The organism is Streptomyces sp. NPDC050988, assembly GCF_044456225.1.
Taxonomy (GTDB): Bacteria; Actinomycetota; Actinomycetes; order Streptomycetales; family Streptomycetaceae; genus Streptomyces.
In genome coordinates this window covers 72,991-93,702 of record NZ_JBITFQ010000025.1, presented here as the reverse complement: position 1 = coordinate 93,702, position 20,712 = coordinate 72,991, and the positions used below count along the sequence as shown (strand labels likewise).

15 protein-coding genes and 1 riboswitch are annotated in these 20,712 nt (G+C 71.5%); of the genes, 11 read left to right on the top strand and 4 right to left on the bottom strand.

What is annotated here, in order from left to right; all coding sequences use genetic code 11:
* Positions 1-223: 223 nt before the first annotated feature.
* On the bottom strand, positions 224-1,822 hold the full coding sequence (locus tag ACIBEI_RS36575; protein WP_398894793.1) for an ABC-F family ATP-binding cassette domain-containing protein: 1,599 nt from the start codon (positions 1,820-1,822) through the stop codon (positions 224-226).
* Positions 1,823-2,300: 478 nt separating this feature from the next.
* Here ACIBEI_RS36575 and ACIBEI_RS36570 point away from each other — a divergent pair, with 478 nt between their 5' ends.
* Positions 2,301-2,714, top strand: a complete 414-nt coding sequence (locus tag ACIBEI_RS36570) for a VOC family protein (RefSeq protein ID WP_055616248.1) — start codon at positions 2,301-2,303, stop codon at positions 2,712-2,714.
* Positions 2,715-2,820: 106 nt separating this feature from the next.
* Here the strand turns inward: ACIBEI_RS36570 and ACIBEI_RS36565 are convergent, their stop codons facing one another.
* The 3 genes from ACIBEI_RS36565 to ACIBEI_RS36555 form a co-directional block, all read right to left on the bottom strand.
* The gene (locus tag ACIBEI_RS36565; protein WP_398894792.1) at positions 2,821-4,236 is read right to left on the bottom strand and encodes a hypothetical protein; all 1,416 of its coding nucleotides are present in this window, start codon (positions 4,234-4,236) and stop codon (positions 2,821-2,823) included.
* A gap of 248 nt (positions 4,237-4,484) precedes the next feature.
* On the bottom strand, positions 4,485-5,624 hold the full coding sequence (locus tag ACIBEI_RS36560) for an alpha/beta hydrolase (protein WP_398894791.1): 1,140 nt from the start codon (positions 5,622-5,624) through the stop codon (positions 4,485-4,487).
* Between the two features lie 367 nt (positions 5,625-5,991).
* On the bottom strand, positions 5,992-6,702 hold the full coding sequence (locus ACIBEI_RS36555) for a class II aldolase/adducin family protein (protein ID WP_398894790.1): 711 nt from the start codon (positions 6,700-6,702) through the stop codon (positions 5,992-5,994).
* Positions 6,703-6,898: 196 nt separating this feature from the next.
* Here ACIBEI_RS36555 and ACIBEI_RS36550 point away from each other — a divergent pair, with 196 nt between their 5' ends.
* The 10 genes from ACIBEI_RS36550 to cobI all read left to right on the top strand — a co-directional run bounded on the left by ACIBEI_RS36550 (position 6,899) and on the right by cobI (position 20,657).
* Positions 6,899-7,639: a lysozyme gene (locus ACIBEI_RS36550; RefSeq protein ID WP_398894789.1), complete on the top strand. Its 741-nt coding sequence runs from the start codon at positions 6,899-6,901 to the stop codon at positions 7,637-7,639.
* Between the two features lie 177 nt (positions 7,640-7,816).
* Positions 7,817-9,058, top strand: coding sequence for an anion permease (locus ACIBEI_RS36545; protein ID WP_398894787.1), 1,242 nt, complete (start codon positions 7,817-7,819; stop codon positions 9,056-9,058).
* Positions 9,059-9,071: 13 nt separating this feature from the next.
* Positions 9,072-9,293, top strand: a complete 222-nt coding sequence (locus tag ACIBEI_RS36540) for a hypothetical protein (RefSeq protein WP_398894786.1) — start codon at positions 9,072-9,074, stop codon at positions 9,291-9,293.
* A gap of 144 nt (positions 9,294-9,437) precedes the next feature.
* Positions 9,438-9,574, top strand: a riboswitch (cobalamin riboswitch).
* Between the two features lie 97 nt (positions 9,575-9,671).
* Positions 9,672-10,628, top strand: coding sequence for a cobalamin biosynthesis protein (locus ACIBEI_RS36535; RefSeq protein ID WP_398894784.1), 957 nt, complete (start codon positions 9,672-9,674; stop codon positions 10,626-10,628).
* Between the two features lie 8 nt (positions 10,629-10,636).
* Complete coding sequence (locus tag ACIBEI_RS36530; RefSeq protein WP_398894782.1) at positions 10,637-12,157, top strand: cobyric acid synthase; 1,521 nt, start codon at positions 10,637-10,639, stop codon at positions 12,155-12,157.
* Positions 12,154-15,822, top strand: a complete 3,669-nt coding sequence (gene cobN, locus ACIBEI_RS36525) for a cobaltochelatase subunit CobN (RefSeq protein ID WP_398894780.1) — start codon at positions 12,154-12,156, stop codon at positions 15,820-15,822. Before ACIBEI_RS36530 ends, cobN begins: the two co-directional genes overlap by 4 nt.
* Positions 15,819-17,891: a putative cobaltochelatase gene (locus ACIBEI_RS36520; protein ID WP_398894779.1), complete on the top strand. Its 2,073-nt coding sequence runs from the start codon at positions 15,819-15,821 to the stop codon at positions 17,889-17,891. The genes cobN and ACIBEI_RS36520 overlap by 4 nt, the downstream gene beginning before the upstream one ends.
* Positions 17,891-18,490 (top strand): cob(I)yrinic acid a,c-diamide adenosyltransferase, encoded by a 600-nt coding sequence (gene cobO / locus ACIBEI_RS36515; RefSeq protein WP_398894778.1) that lies wholly within the window; start codon positions 17,891-17,893, stop codon positions 18,488-18,490. Before ACIBEI_RS36520 ends, cobO begins: the two co-directional genes overlap by 1 nt.
* The gene (locus tag ACIBEI_RS36510; protein WP_398894776.1) at positions 18,487-19,941 is read left to right on the top strand and encodes a cobyrinate a,c-diamide synthase; all 1,455 of its coding nucleotides are present in this window, start codon (positions 18,487-18,489) and stop codon (positions 19,939-19,941) included. Before cobO ends, ACIBEI_RS36510 begins: the two co-directional genes overlap by 4 nt.
* Positions 19,923-20,657 (top strand): precorrin-2 C(20)-methyltransferase, encoded by a 735-nt coding sequence (cobI, locus tag ACIBEI_RS36505; protein WP_398894774.1) that lies wholly within the window; start codon positions 19,923-19,925, stop codon positions 20,655-20,657. Before ACIBEI_RS36510 ends, cobI begins: the two co-directional genes overlap by 19 nt.
* The last annotated feature ends 55 nt before the right edge of the window (positions 20,658-20,712 follow it).

Sequence of the window (20,712 nt, the reverse complement as noted above, 5' to 3'; positions counted from 1 at the left end):
GAACGGGTTCATTCACAAAATCCCAGGTCAGCGACGCGCGACGGCCGGGCCCTTGGGAATAAAGGGCCCGGCCGGAAAATCGATGTAGGACACACCTCGGTACGAGGAGATCTCACACAGATGATGGATCACGGATAAGCCGAATGATCCATACGCAGTTGATCAGTGGTTCGATCAAGCTTCGATCAAGCACCGATGACCGCTTCGGTGGGCCGTGCGGGGCTCAGGCGAGGGCCACCAGATCCGCGTAGTCGGAGCCCCACAGGTCCTCGACGCCGTCGGGCAGCAGGATGATCCGCTCCGGCTGGAGCGCCTCGACGGCGCCCTCGTCGTGGGTGACGAGGACGACGGCGCCCTTGTAGGTGCGCAGGGCGCCGAGGATCTCCTCGCGGCTGGCGGGGTCGAGGTTGTTCGTCGGCTCGTCGAGGAGCAGGACGTTCGCCGACGACACCACGAGCGTGGCGAGCGCGAGGCGGGTCTTCTCGCCGCCGGAGAGGACCCCGGCCGGCTTGTCCACGTCGTCGCCGGAGAACAGGAACGAGCCGAGGGTCTTGCGGACCTCGACCAGGTCCAGGTCGGGGGCCGCGGAGCGCATGTTCTCCAGGACCGTGCGGGCGGGGTCGAGGGTCTCGTGCTCCTGCGCGTAGTAGCCGAGCTTGAGGCCGTGACCCTCTATGACCTGCCCGGTGTCGGGCTTCTCGGCGCCGCCGAGGAGGCGGAGCAGGGTCGTCTTGCCGGCGCCGTTCAGCCCCAGGATGACCACGCGGGAGCCCTTGTCGATGGCCAGGTCGACGTCGGTGAAGATCTCCAGCGAGCCGTACGACTTCGACAGGCCCTCGGCCATCAGCGGGGTCTTGCCGCACGGGGACGGCTCGGGGAAGCGCAGCTTGGCGACCTTGTCGGACTTCCGCTCGGCCTCCAGGCCCGCGAGGAGCTTGTCCGCCCGCTTGGCCATGTTCTGGGCGGCGACGGTCTTGGTGGCCTTGGCGCGCATCTTGTCGGCCTGCGAGTGGAGCGCGGAGGCCTTCTTCTCGGCGTTCTGCCGCTCGCGCTTGCGGCGCTTCTCGTCGGCCTCGCGCTGCTGCTGGTAGAGCTTCCAGCCCATGTTGTAGACGTCGATCTGGGCGCGGTTGGCGTCCAGATAGAACACCTTGTTGACGACCGTCTCGACGAGTTCGACATCGTGGGAGATCACGATGAAGCCGCCTCGGTACGTCTTCAGGTAGTCGCGCAGCCAGACGATCGAGTCGGCGTCGAGGTGGTTCGTCGGCTCGTCGAGGAGCAGGGTGTCCGCGTCCGAGAAGAGGATGCGGGCCAGCTCGATACGGCGGCGCTGACCACCGGAGAGCGTGTGGAGGGGCTGGCCGAGCACCCGGTCGGGCAGGTTGAGCGCGGCGGCGATGGTGGCGGCCTCGGCCTCGGCGGCGTATCCGCCCTTGGTGAGGAACTCCGTCTCCTGGCGCTCGTACTGGCGCATCGCCTTCTCGCGGGTGGCTCCCGAGCCGTTCGCGATGCGCTGTTCGTTCTCGCGCATCTTGCGGATCAGGGTGTCCAGGCCACGTGCGGACAGGACGCGGTCGCTGGCCAGCATGTCGAGATCGCCGGTGCGCGGGTCCTGCGGGAGATAGCCGACCTCGCCGGAGCGGGTGACGGTGCCGCCGGCGGGGGTGCCCTCGCCGGCGAGGACCTTGGTGAGGGTCGTCTTGCCGGCGCCGTTACGGCCGACCAGACCGATGCGGTCGCCCTTGGTGATGCGGAAGGTGGCGGACTCGATGAGGACGCGGGCGCCGGCACGCAGTTCGACACCGGAGGCGGAAATCACGGACATACTCCTGGGCAGGGTTGATGACGGGGTGGGCGGCTGAGATCGGTCACGCCGTCTAGTGCGCGAGGAGAATGGCCATGGGCCAAGTCTAACGGGGCCGTGCAACCACTTTTTCTGCGTGCGGGTGTTCGGAAGTGTGACGCTCATTGCCCAACGGGGTGCGGTCCGGGGTGATCCGGCCGCGGCCGTCCACCGCGATCAGCTGGGCGGTCCGGTCCCTTCCCGGGCAGGCCGCGCGACCAGGAGCACCACTCCGCGCCGTACCGCCCGCGCGGGTGGGAGGACGGTGCCCCTTGGGGCGGGCACCACCCAGCGCAAGGCCGCCCTGTGCCAGCGGACGGCATCCAGGAGCGGTACCAGGGTCGGGGCCGACCGGATCCGGCTCGGCAGGGCGTTGTCAGTGCCGGGTGCAAGACTGTGGAGCAGGTCACATTCAGGCGATGTTCCGGCACCGGAACCAGAGGGAGTGATCGGCATGGCAGGCACGGACGGCGGGCGCCCGAGCATCTACCCGACACTGCTGTACACGGACGCGAAGGCGGCGATCAAACAGCTCACGGAGGCCTTCGGCTTCAGCGAGGCCTCGGTCTACGAGGGCGAGGACGGCAAGGTCCTGCACGCCGAGCTGGTGCAGGGCAACGGCGCGGTGATGCTCGGCTCCCGAGGCACCGGCGGCCGTTTCGACGAGGCGATGAAGGGCTCGACGCACACCGGGGTGTACGTCGTCGTGGACGACATCGACGCACACCACCAGCAGGCCGTCGCCCACGGCGCGGAGATCCTGATGCCCCCGACGGACCAGGACTACGGCTCCCGGGACTACATGGCCCGTGACATCGAGGGCAACATCTGGAGCTTCGGCACGTACGCCCCGGAGATAACGGCGTAAAACCAAGCCCCGCCCACATTCCGTGAGGGGCGCGGGGAACTGCGCGACCGGCCACAACGGACCCGCAGCCAAATCACGCACCCCCACAAAGCGCCCCGCGGAGCGGCTAGCTACCCCCGGTGTGCACCTGGAACGCGGCCCGCCGCACGGCCTTCGCGAGCGCCGGATCGGGATGGGCGGCGGCAAGCGCGACCAGCACCTGCACGGTGCGCGGATGCCCCACCGCCCGCACCTCGTCGAGCAGCGCCGGCACGGTCGGCTGCACGGCGGACTCCAAGTGCCGTACGAGAAGCGGGGCTTCGCCGTGGTCGGCGACGGCCGCGGCCGTGTCGACCCACAGCCAGGTGGCCTCCTCGCGGGTCAGTACCTCGTGGGCGTCCTCGGGGTCGTGCCCGTCGTGCTCGGCGAGCCACAGCAGGGCGTACGGCCGCAGATGGGTCTCGTCGGACACGGAGCGGACATCGGGCTCGGCGGGGGCTCCGACGACGCGCAGGGCCTCGAAGGCGAGTCCGCGCAGAAGGGCGTCCTCGCCGCGGGCGGCGTCGAGGAGTTCGGTGACGGCGCTGCCGACGGGGCGGGCGGCGAGCCAGGCGCGGTACTCGGCGCGGGCCGCGTTCGGCCGCAGCTGGGCACAGCCGCGGAGCATGTCCTCGGCGCCCTGCTCGATGTTCCCGGCGGGGCTCTGCGCGGCGACGCAGATCTGCTCCAGCTTGACCCAGACCGCCCAGCTGCCGAGCGGGGTGAGGGTGGCCTGGCCGTCGGCGCAGGTGAGGGCGCCCACGTCGGCGATGGCGTGCAGCGCCCAGTCGAGGAGGGGGGCCAGCGGGGTGTCCTCGGCGGGGCTCTCGACGGGCTCGGGCTGCGGGCCGTAGGGGATCTCGCAGCGCTCGGTTCGCAGTTCCGTGACGCGCTGCTCAAGCAGGTCGAGGAGTTGCGGTACGGGGACGGGGCCCGCGGACAGCTGGAGGAAGGAGAGGACCTGAGGCATCGCGGAGACGACCTCGGCGACGGCGGCGGGCTCGCGTCCGTCGGGGCCGGGGTGGGCGATCGACCAGGCGTCGAAGAGAGCGACCCAGCCGCGCAGCACGGCGCTGTCGTCACGGTTCCAGGCGCGCAGCCGCCAGCCGGGGCGCGCGACGCCGCCGTGCACCTCGACGAGGCCAGCGAGACGTGCCGTGTCCCAGTCCGCGCGGACCTGAACCGGGGTCAGGGCCAGATCGGTGGCGGCCCGTTGGGCGGTCGCGTCGGAGAGCGTGCCTGCGCCCTCGGGGGTGCCACCGGAAGCGGTGCCCTCGCGGTCCTTGGCCGGGCTCAGGACGGCGTCGGCCCACCGGGCGACGCGGGCCGCGCCGGCGAGTACGGAACGCGCCATGCGGGCGAGTTCCGCGGGTGCCGGTGTGCCTTCCGGCGGGCGGGGTGCGGGTCGGCGCGTGGGCCTCTGGGTCATCGCTCGGGGGGCGGCGGCCAGGGTTCGCGGGCGGACGAGTCGGAGCCTGGAGTCGCGCGGGATACGGGACGTCACGGGGGCAGTCTTCCGGTTGACGGTCCGAAAACCCAAACGGAATGCCACAAGGGGCCACAGAGGTGGCCCGCGCACCGGCCCCCGCGGGCACTCCCGGGGCGTGAACGGGTAGGTGGTACGGAGTTAAACGGAACCTTCGGGACCGGGTGGAACGGACGCGCCGGCAGCGGACCGGGAGAGGCGGGGAGGGGGCCGCGTCAGGAGATCAGGTGGATCAGGTCGCTGGACGGGGCCGCCGGGTGAGGTCGCTACATCAGGGGAGTGAGGAAGCGGCGGAGTGCCTCTTCGTAGCCGGCCGGGTCGGCGTTCCACATGGCGCCGTGCGGGGCGCCCCGGACCGTGTGCAGGGTGACGAGGTCGGGGCGGGCCTGGGCGAGGCGGCGTGAAGGGCCCCAGGGGGCGACCGTGTCGTCCGGGCCGTGCAGGACGAGGATCGGCACCTTGAGGCGTTCGGGGTCGGCGGCGCCCTCGATGCGGTCGCCGTGCAGACCTGTGCGGCCCTGGGCGGCGCGGACGGCCAGCGGCAGCAGGGCGCCGGGGGTGCGGCGGGCCGTGGCGAGGGCGCGCAGCGTGGTCTCCCAGCTGAGGACGGGCGAGTCCAGGACGAGGCCGGAGATCCGCTCGCGCAGCGCCGAGTGGGCCGCGGCGCGCAGGGCCATCGTGGCGCCGGTGGACCAGCCGTGCAGGACGACCCGTTCGGCGCCGTAGCGCACGGCGTAGCGGATGGCCGCGTCCAGGTCTCGCCACTCGGTCTCGCCGAGGTGGTTCAGACCGTCGGGAGGGCGGGGCGCGCCGAGGTCACCGCGGTAGGCGAGGTCGAGCACGGGGAACTGGTGGCGGTGCAGGAACTCCATGACGTTCATGGGGTGTTCGCGGGTGGCGCCGAGGCCGTGCACGGTGATCACCCAGGTGTCACGGGCGGCGGGCACGAACCAGGCGGGCAGGGCTCCGAGTTCGCCGGGGACGTCCACGTCGGCGTGGTCGAGGCCGAGGGCGGCGCTCGGGTTGCCGATGTGCACACCCGGGGTGAACCACACCTTGTCCCCGGGTTCCAGGGTGCCGTGCGTGACCCGTTCCAGTCGGCGTACGACCGTGTCGGCGGAGTGTGGGGCGGCGCTCAGGAGCGGGCCGACGACCGCGTGGCTGCCGTCGCCGCCGAGGCCGTACACGCCCGGGCGCTGTGAGGCCAGGGCCCGGGTGAGGGTGATCTGTCCCGCCGCCGTGGAGTGCACGGTGAGGCGGGGTTCGGTGGGCAGCGGTTTGCCCGGCGGCGCCTTGAGAGCGGCGTCGCTGGCGAAGCGACCGACCGCCACCGTGGCGGCGGCGACGGTGGCTGCGCCGGCTATGGCGACGGTGACGGCTGCTGCCGTCGGATTCACGGTGCGCACGGGTCCAGTCTCCTGACGGAGCCCGCTGTCGGCCAGTGGAGCGGGGCAGGAGTGTTCGGGTGCGGCTCGGCGGAGTGTGAGGTGGAAGGGGGCCGTCGGAATCGCCGGGTTCGGTGGGATCACCAGTTGGCGGGATCGGTGGGATCACCGGGACCCGTGGGATCGGCACCGCCGGAACGGTGGCGTCGGGACGGTGGCGTCGGCTGCGCGCCGTTGCGGCGAACACTCAGACACAGCGACGCCCACCCGGCCAGGGTCGGCGGCCAAGCCCCGCCGCCACCACCGCAACCGCAACCGCGACCCCGCCACCGTCACGGCCCCGACCTCGGCCCCTCCGGCGCCCGCCACCGCCAGTGGACGTACCCCGTCACCGTCCCTGGCCGTATCCCTCAAGGCGTTCCGCCACCTCCGTCAGCTGTTCCCGGGTCAGCAGTGTGGGTGTGTGTCCGGGGAGTGAGGAGGCTGTCAGCCAGAGGCGGCACATCCACTCCAGTTGGGCCGTGCGGTCGTAGGCCTGGGGGAGAGTGGCTCCGTATGTGAGGGTGCCGTGGTTCTGAAGGAGACAGGCGGTGCGGTCCAGGAGGGCCCGGAGCATGTTCTCGGCCAACTTTTCCGTGCCGTATGTGGCGTAGGGGGCCACACGGACGGGACCGCCGAGCGCGGCGGCCATGTAATGGATGAGCGGCAGCTCGGTGACGAGGGTCGAGACGGCCGTGGCGTGCACCGCGTGGGTGTGGACGACGGCCCGCGCGTCGGTGGCGCGGTAGACCGCCAGATGCATGGGCAGTTCGCTTGTCGGAACGAGCGAACCGAGCACCTGTCGGCCGTCGAGGGAGACCCCGCAGAGGTCTCCGGGGGCCAGCCGGTCGTACGGGACTCCGCTCGGTGTGACCAGGACGGTGTCGCCCACGCGCACCGACACGTTGCCCGAGGTGCCGACGACCAGACCGTCGGCCACCGTCCGACGGGCCGTCGCGACGAGCTCGTCCCACGCCCGCTCCAGCGCCTCCCGTGCCGGGGGCGCGTCCCGCTCCCCCGAGTCCCGTCCGTCTCCTGTGTCCCGCCGCTGTTCAGCCATGCCGCGATCCTGCCAGCCGCGCGGCTCAACCCCGGGGCGGGCGGGGCACTTTAGGGCGCGACCGACGCATCCGAAAGGTCACACAAGGGCATGAATCGCCTGCCGGGAGCGAATGACCGGCATGCGACGGGCTTTCAGGGATCTTCCAGTAGCCTCTGGGAGATTTTTCGTGCACGTCGCCATTCCGGGGGGAAACATGGCTCGTGATCGCAAACCGTCCCGTCAGCGCGCCCGATTCGTCGCCGCCTCCGTGGCGACATTGGCGCTCGGTGGCACCGCTCTCGTGGAGGTGCCGGCCTCGGCGGCCGCCAAGCCCAAGGGCCACGACGTGTCCTCGCACCAGAAGAACGTCAACTGGTCGAGCGCGAAGAGCAAAGGCGCCAAGTTCGTCTATGTGAAGGCCACCGAGTCGCACACGTACCGCAATCCGTACTACAACCAGCAGTACAACGGGGCACGCGGCGCGGGCATCATCCGCGGGGCGTACCACTTCGCGCTGCCGCACAAGTCCTCCGGGACGACGCAGGCCGCGTACTTCGTGCGCAACGGCGGGGGCTGGCGGGCGGACGGCTGGACGCTGCCGCCCGCGCTGGACATCGAGTACAACCCGTACGGCAAGAAGAAGTGCTACGGCCTGAGCAAGAGCAAGATGGTGAGCTGGATCAAGGCCTTCAGCAACGAGGTGAAGCGGCAGACCGGCCGCCGGCCGGTGATCTACACCAACTACAACTGGTGGAAGATGTGCACGGGCAACAGCGCCGCGTTCGCCGCGAACCATCCGCTGTGGCTGGCCCGGTACAGCTCGTCGGCGGGGTCGCTGCCGTCCGGCTGGAACTTCTGGACCTTCTGGCAGTACGACAACGGCGGCAGCCTGCCGGGTGACCAGAATCTCTTCAACGGATCCCTGAACCAGCTCAGGGCGTTCGCGAGGGGATAGAAGGGGTAGCGGACCCCCAAATTCCGCCTCTGTTCGAGACCTCTCGCCGCCACTCCGACACAAGCGGAGTGGCGGCACCTCTATCACGCCACCCCACTGCCCCCCTCAGTTCATCTTCCGTTCATCCAGGTTGCCTACGGTCCCTGTGCCACTGACGTCCAAGAGAAGCCTGGGTAAATGGAACACATCACGCTCCTCCTCGGAATCGTGATCGTTACCGCTCTCGTGTTCGATTTCACGAACGGTTTCCACGACACAGCCAACGCGATGGCGACGACCATCTCGACCGGTGCCCTGAAGCCCAAGACGGCGGTGGCCATGTCCGCCGTGCTGAACCTCGTCGGTGCGTTCCTCTCCGTGGAGGTCGCCAGGACGATCTCCGGCGGCCTCATCAACGAAGAGGGCATCCGCACCGAAGTGATCTTCGCGGCGCTCGTCGGCGCCATTCTGTGGAATCTGCTGACCTGGCTCCTGGGTCTGCCCTCCAGCTCCTCCCACGCACTGTTCGGCGGCCTGATCGGCGCCGCGGTCATGTCGGCCGGCTGGTCGTCGGTGAACGGTTCGACCGTCGTCACCAAGGTGCTGCTCCCCGCCGTCGCCGCGCCGCTGGTGGCCGGACTCGCCGCGATGCTCGCCACCCGGCTGACGTACCGGATCAGCGGCAAGGCCGGTGAGCGGGCGACGTCCAAGGGCTACCGCGCCGGTCAGATCACCTCCGCGGGCCTGGTCTCGCTGGCCCACGGCACGAACGACGCGCAGAAGACCATGGGCATCATCACGCTCGCCCTGGTCACCGGCGGTGTGATCGCGCCCGGCTCGAACCCTCCCCTGTGGGTCATCGTCTCGGCCGGTGTCGCCATCGCGCTCGGCACCTACCTGGGCGGCTGGCGCATCATCCGCACCATGGGCAAGGGCCTCACCGACCTCGCGCCGCCGCAGGGCTTCGCCGCCCAGACCAGCGCCGCGACGGTCATCCTGGCCTCCTCGCACCTCGGCTTCTCGCTCTCCACCACCCAGTCCTGCTCCGGTGCCGTGATGGGTTCGGGCCTCGGCCGCAAGGGCGGCGTCGTCCGCTGGTCGACCGCGACCCGCATGTTCGTCGCCTGGGGCCTCACGCTCCCCGCCGCCGGTCTGGTCGGCGCGGGCGCCGAGTTCCTCACCAAGCAGGGCACCTGGGGCATCGTCCTCACCGGCGCGCTGCTGATCGCGGGCTCCGCGGTCATCTGGGCGCTCTCCCGCCGCCAGCCCGTCACCGTCGACAACGTGAACGACGTCGACGGCGAGCCCGCCGGTGTCGTGACCACCGCCATCGCCGCCGTCACCCCGCCGCCGGCGGGCACGGTCGCCGCGGCCGACGAACTCAAGACCACCATCCCGGGCCCGGACGCCACCGAGCCCGCCCGTACGGCCACGGTGTAAGGAACCCACAAGCATGAAGATCGACTGGGCAGCCCTCGGCTCCGTCTTCGGAGTCAGCCTCATCGTCACCGTCGCCCTCGTGGGCCTCTTCACCCTCGGCATCGTCGGCCTCTCCAAGCGCGAGTCGGCCTCCGCCCAGGGCGACACCGCGACCCTCGCGGTCACGGGCGCGTACGCCTGCTTCGCCGCGTGCGCGGCGGCGGTGGCGTACGGGATCTATCTGATCGTCGTCTGACGCGTACGGCACCTCCGTCCCGCACACCTCCGTCCCGCACGACTCCGCCCCGTCGGCCCCCGGTCGGCGGGGCGGAGCCGTGTCCGTGTGTGGGCCTCAGCACACTCTCCCGTCGCAGGTCAACGGCAAGTTGACGGGTGTTCGTGGGCGTGGTGGACTGCCGGAGCCATGTACGGCGGCAGGAGAGGAAGCCGGTGCGAATCCGGCGCGGTCCCGCCACTGTTACCGGGGAATCGATACCCCGGGAGCCAGGAACTCTCGCCGTCGGTCTCGTCGAACCAGGGCGCGGACACCCTGAGTGAGGACAAAACGCCATGCGCGGCTGCCCAAGTGCCTTTCCAGCGACGGTTGTGCCCGACCTGACGGTCGGCTGAACCGATGCGTGCCGATCGCGTCTTCGCGTACGGCGCCGCCGCCGGCCTCCTCGGTGACCTGCTGCTCGGCGATCCCCGCCGGGGGCATCCGGTCGCCGCGTTCGGGCGGGCCGCGGGTGCCGTGGAGCGGGTGCTGTGGCGGGACCACCGGGGGTGGGGCGCGCTGCACACCGCCGTGTGTGTCGGCGGTGCCACCGGGCTCGCCGCGCTCGCCGGCCGTTCCGTGCGCGGCTCGGGCGCCGCGTCCGTCGCGTTGACCGCCGCCGCCACCTGGTCCGTCGTCGGCGGGACTTCGCTCGGGCGGGAGGCCCGGGCCATCGGCGGGGCGCTCGCCGCCGGGGACATCGAGGTGGCCCGCGAGCGGCTGCCCCACCTGTGCGGGCGCGATCCGCAGGCGCTGGACGCCGACGGGATCGCCCGCGCCGTCGTCGAGTCCGTCGCCGAGAACACCTCCGACGCCGTCGTGGGCGCCCTCGTGTGGGGTGCCGCGGCCGGTGTGCCGGGGCTCGTCGGATTCCGTGCCGTGAACACGCTCGACGCCATGGTCGGGCACAGGTCCGCCAAGTACCGGCGGTACGGCTGGGCTTCCGCGCGGCTCGACGACGTCGCGGGGTGGCCCGGGGCGCGGCTCACCGCCGTCCTCGCGGCCGTCGCGGGAAGCGATCCGCGCGGGGCCGTACGCGCCTGGCGTGCCGACGCCGTCAAGCACCCGAGCCCCAACGCCGGGCCCGTAGAGGCCTCGTTCGCGGGGGCGCTCGGCGTACGGCTGGGCGGGACGCTCTCGTACGCCGGGAGGGTCGAGCACCGGCCCGTACTCAATGGTGGGGGGCGGGCCGTGGAGGTCGGGGACATCGAGCGGGCGGTGCGGCTCTCGCGGCGCGTGGGTCTGCTCGCGCTCGGCGTGAGTGTCGCCGGGCGGCTCCTCGTCAACGGCCTTCGCACGAAGGGGCGTACGTCATGAGTGGGGGAATGAGCGGGCGCACGGGCGGCGGGCTGCTCGTCGCCGGTACCACCTCCGACGCCGGCAAGAGCGTCGTGACGGCCGGGATCTGCCGGTGGCTGGTGCGGCAGGGCGTCAAGGTCGCGCCCTTCAAGGCGCAGAACATGTCGCTCAATTCGTTCGTCACGCGGGAGGGCGCCGAGATCGGGCGGGCGCAGGCCATGCAGGCGCAGGCCGCGCGCGTGGAACCGACCGCGCTCATGAATCCCGTACTGCTCAAGCCCGGCAGCGACCGCAGCAGCCAGGTCGTCCTCATGGGCAGGCCCGTCGGGGAGATGAGCGCCCGTGGCTATCACGGCGGGCGGCAGGAACAGCTCCTCGGGACCGTGCTGGAGTGCCTCGCCGAGTTGCGGGGCACGTATGACGCGGTGATCTGTGAGGGGGCGGGCAGTCCCGCCGAGATCAATCTGCGGCGGACGGACATCGTGAACATGGGCATCGCGCGCAACGCGCGGCTGCCCGTGCTCGTCGTCGGCGACATCGACCGCGGGGGTGTATTCGCCTCCTTCTTCGGGACCGTCGCGCTGCTCTCGCCCGAGGACCAGGCGTTCGTCGCCGGGTTCCTCGTCAACAAGTTCCGCGGGGACGTGTCCCTGCTGGAGCCGGGCCTCGACATGCTCGAGAACCTCACCGGACGTCGTACGTACGGGGTCCTGCCCTTCCAGCACGGTCTGGGCATCGACGAGGAGGACGGGCTGAGGGTCTCGTTGAGGGGCTCGGTCCGGGAGTCCGAGGTCTCCTCCCCCGTCGGCGAGGACATCCTGCGGGTCGCCGTCTGCGCGATCCCGCTGATGTCCAACTTCACGGACGTGGACGCGCTGGCCGCCGAACCGGGCGTCGTCGTGCGGTTCGTGGACCGGGCGGAGGAACTCGTCGACGCGGACCTGGTCGTCGTGCCCGGCACCCGTGGCACCGTCCGGGCCCTGGAGTGGCTGCGGGAGCGCGGCCTCGCGGACGCCCTCGCCAGGAGGGCCGCGGAGGGGCGTCCCGTCCTCGGTATCTGCGGCGGCTTCCAGATCCTCGGCGAGCACATCGAGGACGAGGTCGAGTCGCGCGCAGGCCAGGTGGACGGGCTCGGACTCCTTCCCGTGCGGGTGCGGTTCGCGCGGGAGAAGACCCTGACCCGGCCGGTCGGCGAGGCGCTCGGCGAGCCCGTCGAGGGGTACGAGATTCACCACGGGGTCGCCCAGGTCACCGGCGGCACACCCTTCCTCGACGGCTGCCGGGTCGGCGAGGTATGGGGCACGCACTGGCACGGCTCGCTGGAGTCGGACGGCTTCCGCCGGGCCTTCCTTCGCGAGGTGGCCGCCGCCGCGGGGCGCCGCTTCGTACCGGCCGCCGACACGTCGTTCGGGTCGCTGCGCGAGGAGCAGCTGGACCGGCTCGGCGATCTGATCGAGGAACACGCGGACACGGACGCGCTGTGGCGGCTCATCGAGTCCGGCGCGCCGACAGGACTGCCCTTCATTCCACCGGGAGCACCCGCATGAGCACAGTGTTGTTGTTGTCGACCGCCGACACGGATCTGCTGGCGGCGCGTGCCGCCGGCGCCGCGTACCGGATCGGCAATCCGACCCGCGTGGATGTCGCGGAGGAGCTTCCCGCGCTGGTCCGGGGCGCGGACGTCGCCGTCGTACGGCTGCTGGGCGGCAAGCGTGCCTGGGAGGACGGGCTCGCCGCGCTCAAGGCGTCCGGCATCCCGACCGTGCTGCTGGGCGGGGAGTCCGTCCCCGACGCGGAGCTGATGGCCGAGTCGTCCGTGCCCGCCGGTGTGGTCGCGGAGGCGCTGCGCTATCTCGTCGAGGGCGGCCCGGAGAACCTGACCGAGCTGGCCCGCTTCCTGTCCGACACCGTGCTGCTGACGGGCGAGGGCTTCGAGGGGCCGCGGGCGATGCCGGAGTACGGGGTCCACGGCGACCCCGTGCTGGACACGGAGCGCCCGACCGTCGCCGTGCTCTTCTACCGCGCCCACGAACTGAGCGGCAACACCGCCTTCGTGGACACGCTGTGCGACGCGATCGAGGCCCGGGGCGCCAACGCCCTTGCCGTGTACTGCGGTTCGCTGCGCAGCGCCGAGTCGGGCGTGTACGAGCTGATCAGCGGAGCGGACGCACTGATCACCACCGTCCTCGCCGCCGGCGGCACGCACGCCTCGGAGGCGTCCGCGGGTGGCGATGAAGAGGCCTGGGACGTGGGCGCGCTCACCACCCTCAACATCCCTGTACTGCAAGGACTTTGCCTGACCTCGTCGAAGGCCGCCTGGGACGCGTCCGACGCCGCCCTCTCCCCCATGGACGCGGCGATGCAGGTCGCGATCCCGGAGTTCGACGGACGCCTCATCACGGTCCCGTTCTCCTTCAAGGAGCAGGGCCCGGACGACGTGCCGGTGTACGTCGCCGACCCCGAGCGGGCCGCGCGGGTCGCCGGAATCGCCGTGCGCCACGCCCGGTTGAAGCACAAGCCGAACGCGGAGAAGAAGCTCGCGCTCGTCTTCACCGCCTATCCGACCAAGCACTCCCGGGTCGGCAACGCGGTCGGTCTCGACACCCCCGCCTCGGCGGTACGGGTTCTCGACGCGTTGCGGGACGCCGGGTACTCCCTGACCGAATACCCGGACAACGGCGACGAGTTGATCCACCGGCTCATCGCGGCCGGCGGTCACGACGTCGAGTGGCTGACCGAGGAGCAGCTGGCCTCGGCTCCCGCGCGCGTGCCGCTGGCCGACTACCGGGCCTGGTTCGACAAGCTCGACCCCGAGCTGCGCGGCGGGATGCTGGAGGCGTGGGGCGAGCCGCCGGGCAACCTGTACGTGGACGGCGACGACATCGTGCTGGCCTCCCTCCAGTTCGGGAACGTCGTCGTGATGATCCAGCCGCCGCGCGGTTTCGGCGAGAACCCGATCGCGATCTACCACGACCCGGACATGCCGCCGTCGCACCACTACATGGCGGCGTACAGGTGGCTGGAGACTGCATCTTCTCAAGCGGGCTTCGGCGCCGACGCCGTCGTGCACATGGGCAAGCACGGCACGATGGAATGGCTGCCGGGCAAGGGACTCGGGCTCAGCGGCGGCTGCGCGCCGGACGCCGTCCTCGGCGAACTGCCCCTGGTCTACCCCTTCATCGTCAACGACCCCGGCGAGGGCACCCAGGCCAAGCGCCGCGGCCACGCCACGGTCGTCGACCACCTCGTACCGCCGATGGCGCGCGCGGACACGTACGGCGATCTGGCGAAGCTGGAGCAACTCCTCGACGAGTACGCGCTCGTGTCCGACCTGGACCCGACGAAGGCCCCGGCCGTGCGGGCCCAGATCTGGACGCTGGTCAAGGCGGCCGAGCTGCACCACGACCTGCATGTGGACGACCAGCCGGACGACGACGCCTTCGACGAGTTCGTCATGCACATCGACGGCTATCTGTGCGAGATCAAGGACGTGCAGATCCGCGACGGCCTGCACATTCTCGGCGGTGGCCCGGAGGCCGAGCCGCGCGTGAACCTCGTACTGGCCGTGCTGCGGGCCTCTCAGGTGTGGGGCGGGACAGCAAACGCGCTGCCGGGTCTGCGGGCCTGTCTCGCCGAGCATTTCGGCCTGGTCGAGAAGGAGTTGCTGGGCGAGCCCGGTGCGCCGCTGAAGGTGCCGGTCGAGCTGAGCGACCTGGTCCCGGGGCCCTCGCGGTCGGCGGCCGACGCGATTGACCTCCTTGAGCAGCTGTGCCGCCGGTTCGCGGAGGGCATGGAGGAGCGCGCCTGGGACGTCGCGGCCGTGCCCGCTCTCGTACGCGAAGTCCTCGGCACCGAACTCCCCGACGCTGTCGCGGTGTTGGAGTTCGCGTGCCGTGAGGTGGTGCCGCGTCTGGCCCGTACGACGGACGAGATCGACCACATCCTCCTTGCCCTGAACGGCGGTTACGTCCCGGCGGGCCCCTCGGGTTCACCGACCCGCGGACTCGTGAACGTCCTGCCGACCGGCCGCAACTTCTACTCGGTCGACCCCAAGGCGATCCCGTCCAGGCTGAGTTGGGAGGTCGGGCAGGCGCTCGCGGACTCTCTCGTGCAGCGGTACCTCCAGGACACGGGCGACTACCCGAAGTCCGTCGGCCTGACGGTCTGGGGCACCTCCGCGATGCGCACGCAGGGCGATGACATCGCGGAGATCCTGGCGCTGCTGGGGTGCCGGCCGGTGTGGGACGACGCCTCGCGGCGCGTCACCGGCTTCGAGGTCGTCGGCCTGGAGGAGCTGGGCCGCCCGCGCATCGACGTCACGGTCCGGATCTCCGGCTTCTTCCGGGACGCCTTCCCGCATGTGGTCGGGATGATCGACGACGCGGTACGGGCGGTGGCCGACCTGGACGAGCCCGCCGACCGGAACTACGTCCGCGCGCACGCCGACGAGGACACCGCCGAGCACGGCGACCGACGGCGCGCGACGGCCCGTATCTTCGGCTCGAAGCCGGGCGCGTACGGGGCCGGTCTCCTCCCTCTCATCGACGCGCGCAACTGGCGCTCCGACGCCGACCTCGCCGAGGTGTACGCGGTGTGGGGCGGCTACGCCTACGGGCGCGGGCTCGACGGGCGGGCGGCGCGCGGGGACATGGAGACGGCGTTCCGGCGCATCGCCGTGGCCGCCAAGAACGTCGACACCCGAGAGCACGACCTCGTCGACGCGGACGACTACTTCCAGTACCACGGCGGCATGGTCGCCATGGTCAGGCACCTGACGGGCGCGAGCCCCGAGGCGTACGTCGGCGACTCCGCCACCCCTGACCAGGTGAAGACCCGCACCCTCGGCGAGGAGACCCACCGGGTCTTCCGCGCCCGCGTGGTCAACCCGCGCTGGATGGCGGCGATGCGGCGGCACGGCTACAAGGGTGCCTTCGAGATGGCGGCGACCGTCGACTACCTCTTCGGGTACGACGCCACGGCCGGGGTCGTGGACGACTGGATGTACGAGAAGCTCAGCGCGGAGTACGTCTTCGACGCGGAGAACCGGGATTTCATGAAGAAGTCCAACCCCTGGGCCCTGCGCGGCATTACGGAACGGCTCCTCGAAGCGGCGGACCGCGGGCTGTGGGCCGAGCCCGACGCCGAGACGCTGGAGCGGCTGCGCGCCACGTATCTGGAGCTCGAAGGCGACTTGGAGGGCGACGACCAGTGAGTACCCCCTTTCCGTTCACGGCTGTCGTCGGGCAGGACGACCTGCGGCTGGCGCTGCTCCTGAACGCCGTGTCGCCCGCGGTGGGCGGTGTGCTCGTACGAGGCGAGAAGGGCACCGCCAAGTCGACGGCCGTGCGCGCCCTTTCGGCGCTCATGCCGGAGGTGGACGTCGTCGCCGGCTGCCGGTTCTCGTGTGCGCCCGCCGCTCCCGACCCGGCGTGCCCGGACGGGCCGCACGAGGTGGGACCAGGGGTCCAACGGCCCGCGCGTATGGTCGAGTTGCCGGTCGGTGCCTCCGAGGACCGCCTCGTCGGGGCCCTCGACATCGAGCGGGCGCTCGCCGAGGGCGTGAAGGCCTTCGAGCCCGGGCTGCTGGCCGACGCGCATCGCGGGATCCTGTACGTGGACGAGGTCAACCTCCTCCACGACCACCTGGTCGACCTGCTGTTGGACGCGGCCGCGATGGGTGCCTCGTACGTGGAGCGCGAGGGTGTCTCCGTGCGGCATGCGGCCCGGTTCCTGCTGGTGGGGACCATGAACCCCGAAGAGGGCGAACTGCGGCCGCAGTTGCTCGACCGGTTCGGGCTGACGGTCGAGGTGGCCGCCTCGCGGGAGCCCGATCAGCGGGTCGAGGTCGTGCGGCGGCGGCTCGCGTACGACGACGATCCGGACGGCTTCGCGGGGCGCTGGGCCGACGAGGAGACGTCGGTACGGGCCCGGATCGTGGCCGCGCGGAAGCTGTTGCCGTCGGTCGTGCTCGGCGACGGGCCGCTGCGGCAGATCGCGGCGACCTGCGCGGCCTTCGAGGTGGACGGCATGCGGGCCGACATCGTGATGGCCCGGACCGCCACCACGCTGGCCGCGTGGGCCGGGCGCACGGAGGTGCTGGCCGAGGACGTACGCCAGGCCGCGCTGCTCGCGCTGCCGCACCGGCGTCGGCGAAACCCCTTTGACGCGCCGGGACTTGACGAGGACAAGCTCGACGAGACGCTGGAGGAGTTCGGGGGTGGGGACGGCTCCGGCGGCTCGGGGGGATCGGATGACGCCAGCGATTCCAGCGACTCCGGCGACGAGGATCCGGATCCGGACGGGCCCGACGGGGGCGGCGGGCAGCCGCCCCAGGAAGGGCCCGACGGCGGCAACGACGACGGCAGCGGCGAGAGTTCCGGTGAGGTGCCGGCCCAGGGCGAGCCCTCCGAGAGCGGGCAGGCCCCGTCGCGCGGCGCGGGCGAGCAGGCTCCCGTACGGGCCGCCGAGCCCTTCCGTACGAAGGTGCTGAGCGTGCCGGGTCTCGGCGAGGGTGCCGCCGGGCGACGGTCGCGGGCGCGGACCGAGCACGGGCGGACCACCGGGGCCCGTCGGCCCCAAGGGGCCCTCACCAAGCTGCACTTGGCGGCGACCGTGCAAGCCGCGGCCCCGCATCAGCGGGCGCGTGGCCGGTCGGGGCCTGGCCTCGTGGTCCGGCGCGACGATCTGCGGCAGGCCACGCGTGAGGGGCGTGAGGGGAACCTCGTGCTGTTCGTCGTGGACGCCTCCGGGTCCATGGCCGCCCGGCAGCGGATGAGCGCGGTCAAGGGGGCGGTGCTGTCGCTGCTCCTCGACGCCTACCAGCGGCGGGACAAGGTGGGGCTCGTGACCTTCCGCGGGTCGACGGGCGAGGTGGCGCTGCCGCCCACCTCCTCGGTGGACGCGGCCGCGGTACGGCTGGAGTCGCTGCCCACGGGTGGGCGTACGCCGCTTGCCGCCGGGTTGCTGCGGGCGCATGACGTGTTGCGGGTGGAGCGGTTGCGGGATCCGGCTCGGCGGGCGTTGGTGGTCTTGGTGACGGATGGGAGGGCGACGGGCGGGCCGGAGCCCGTCGCCCTCGCCGGTCGGGCAGCTCGGCTGTTCGCCGCCGACGGGGTCGCCTCCGTGGTCGTCGACTGCGAGTCCGGGCCCGTACGGCTCGGGCTCGCCGGGCAGCTCGCGGGTGAACTCGGCGGTACGGCCGTGACGTTGGACGAGCTGCGGGCCGACTCGATCGCCGGGCTCGTCAGGGATGTTCAGGGCGACAACAGGAGGGCCGCGTAATGCCGCAGGGACAGCCGAGTGTGGTGCCCGACGACGGGCTGACGACCCGTCAGCGGCGGAACCGGCCGCTCGTGGTCGTGCACACCGGGATCGGGAAGGGCAAGTCCACCGCCGCCTTCGGGCTCGCGCTGCGGGCCTGGAATCAGGGGTGGCCCATCGGGGTCTTCCAGTTCGTCAAGTCCGCGAAGTGGAAGGTCGGCGAGGAGAACGCGCTGCGGGTGCTGGGGGCCTCCGGTGAGGGCGGGGCCGTCGACTGGCACAAGATGGGTGAGGGGTGGTCCTGGGTACAGCGGGATGCCCAGATGGACAACGAGGAGAAGGCCCGCGAGGGCTGGGAGCAGGTCAAGCGCGACCTCGCCGCCGAGACGTACAAGCTGTACGTGCTCGACGAGTTCGCGTACCCCATGCACTGGGGGTGGGTCGATGTCGACGAGGTCGTCTCCGTGCTGCGGGACCGGCCCGGAACCCAGCATGTCGTGATCACCGGGCGCAACGCTCCCGAGAAGCTCGTCGAACTCGCCGACCTCGTGACCGACATGTCCAAGGTCAAGCACCCCATGGACGCGGGTCAGAAGGGTCAGAGAGGCATCGAGTGGTGACTTCTTCCGTCCCTCGGCTCGTCATTGCCGCGCCCTCCTCGGGCAGTGGCAAGACCACCGTTGCCACGGGGTTGATGGCCGCGTTCGCCTCGCGGGGGCTTGCCGTGTCCCCGCACAAGGTGGGGCCCGACTACATCGATCCCGGCTATCACGCGCTCGCCACCGGGCGGGTGGGACGGAATCTCGACGCCTATCTGTGCGGGGCGGAGTTGGTCGCGCCGCTGTTCGCCCATGGGGCGCGGGGGTGTGATCTCGCTGTCGTCGAGGGTGTGATGGGGCTGTTCGACGGGGCCGCGGGGGAAGGGGAGTTGGCCTCCACCGCTCATGTGGCGAAGTTGCTGCGGGCGCCTGTGGTGTTGGTCGTGGACGCCTCCTCTCAGTCGCGGTCCGTGGCCGCGCTGGTGCATGGGTTCGCCTCCTGGGATCCGGAGGTGCGGATCGGTGGGGTGATCCTGAACAAGGTGGGGTCCGAGCGGCATGAGGGGATGCTGCGGGAGGCGTTGGACGCGTCCGGGGTGCCTGTTCTGGGTGTTCTGCGGCGGGTTGAGCAGGTGGGGACGCCTTCTCGGCATCTTGGGCTGGTGCCGGTCGCCGAGCGGCGGGCTGAGGCGGTCGCTGCTGTTGCGGCGATGGCCTCGCAGGTGCGGGAGGGGTGCGATCTGGACGCACTGTTCGCGCTGGCGCGTGGGGCTGGGTCGTTGCCGGGTGACGCGTGGGATGCGGCTGAGGCCGTAGCTCTTTCGCCCCCGCCGCCCCTTCCCGTTCCCGTCCCTGGGGGCGCTGCCCCCAGACCCCCGTATCGCGCTGAACGCGCTCGTCCTCAAACGCCGGACGGGCTAAAAGTTGCCGTTGCCGGTGGGGCCGCCTTCACCTTCTCCTACGCCGAGCACGCCGAGTTGCTTGCCGCCGCCGGGGCCGAGGTCGTCACCTTTGATCCGCTTCGGGATGAGGAACTGCCCGAAGGGACGCGGGGGTTGGTCATCGGGGGCGGGTTTCCCGAGGTGTATGGCCCTGAGCTGTCCGCCAACGAACCCCTCCGTAAGGCTGTTGCCTCGCTCGCCGAGCGTGGCGCGCCCGTCGCGGCCGAGTGTGCGGGGCTGCTGTATCTCTCGCGTGAGCTCGACGGCCTGCCCATGTGCGGGGTGATCGACGCGAAGGCGCGGATGGACGAGCGGCTGACGCTGGGGTATCGGGATGCCGTCGCCGTGTCCGACAGTGTGCTGGCCGAGGCCGGCGGGCGGATGCGCGGGCACGAGTTTCACCGGACCGTCGTGGAGCCCGGGGCGGGGGTTGCCCCCGCCTGGGGGCTGCGTGCTCCGGTGCGGCGGGTCGAAGGTTTCGTACAGCAGGGCGTGCATGCGAGTTATCTGCATACGCACTGGGCGTCGGCGCCCGGTGTCGCCCGTCGGTTTGTGGAGAGGTGTGTCGGGTCATGGGCAACAGCAGGCTGATCGGGGTCGGGGTCGGGCCCGGGGATCCCGAGCTCGTGACCGTCAAGGGGGTCAACTGCCTTCGGGCGGCGGACGTCGTCGTCGTGCCCGTCATGGACACGGGCGAGCGCGGGCGCGCCGAGGCCACCGTGCTGCACTACGTGCCCGAGGAGAAGGTCGTACGCGTCGTCTTCGCGCTCAACGAGCGGTCCGACCGGGGGCGTCGCGAGGCCGCCTGGGACGCCGCCGGGGAGCGGGTGGCCGGGCTGCTGCGTACGCACGGGATCGTGGCGTTCGCGACCATCGGGGATCCGAACGTGTACTCCACGTTCACCTACCTCGCGCAGACCATCGGGGACGTCGTACCGGGAACCGTCGTCGAGACCGTGCCCGGTATCACCGCCATGCAGGATCTCGCCGCCCGGTCCGGGGCCGTGCTGACGGAGGGCACCGAGCCGCTGACGCTCGTGCCCGTCACCGCCGGGGCCGGTGCGCTCAAGGACGCGCTGAACGGGCCCGGAACCGTCGTCGCGTACAAGTTCGGGCGGCAGGCGCAGGAGGTCGCCGCGGTGCTGCGGGAGACCGGGCGGCTCGACGACGCCGTGTGGGGGTCGGCGTTGGGGCTGCCGGAGGAGTCCATCCGGCCCGCGGCCGAACTGGACGGCGCTCCGCTGCCCTACCTCTCGACGCTCATCGCGCCCGCGCGGCGCGACGGCGGACGCGGCGGCAAGCTGTGACTCCCGTGAGAGCGGTGACTTTCGTCGGAGCAGTGACTTTCGTCGGAGGGCCGCA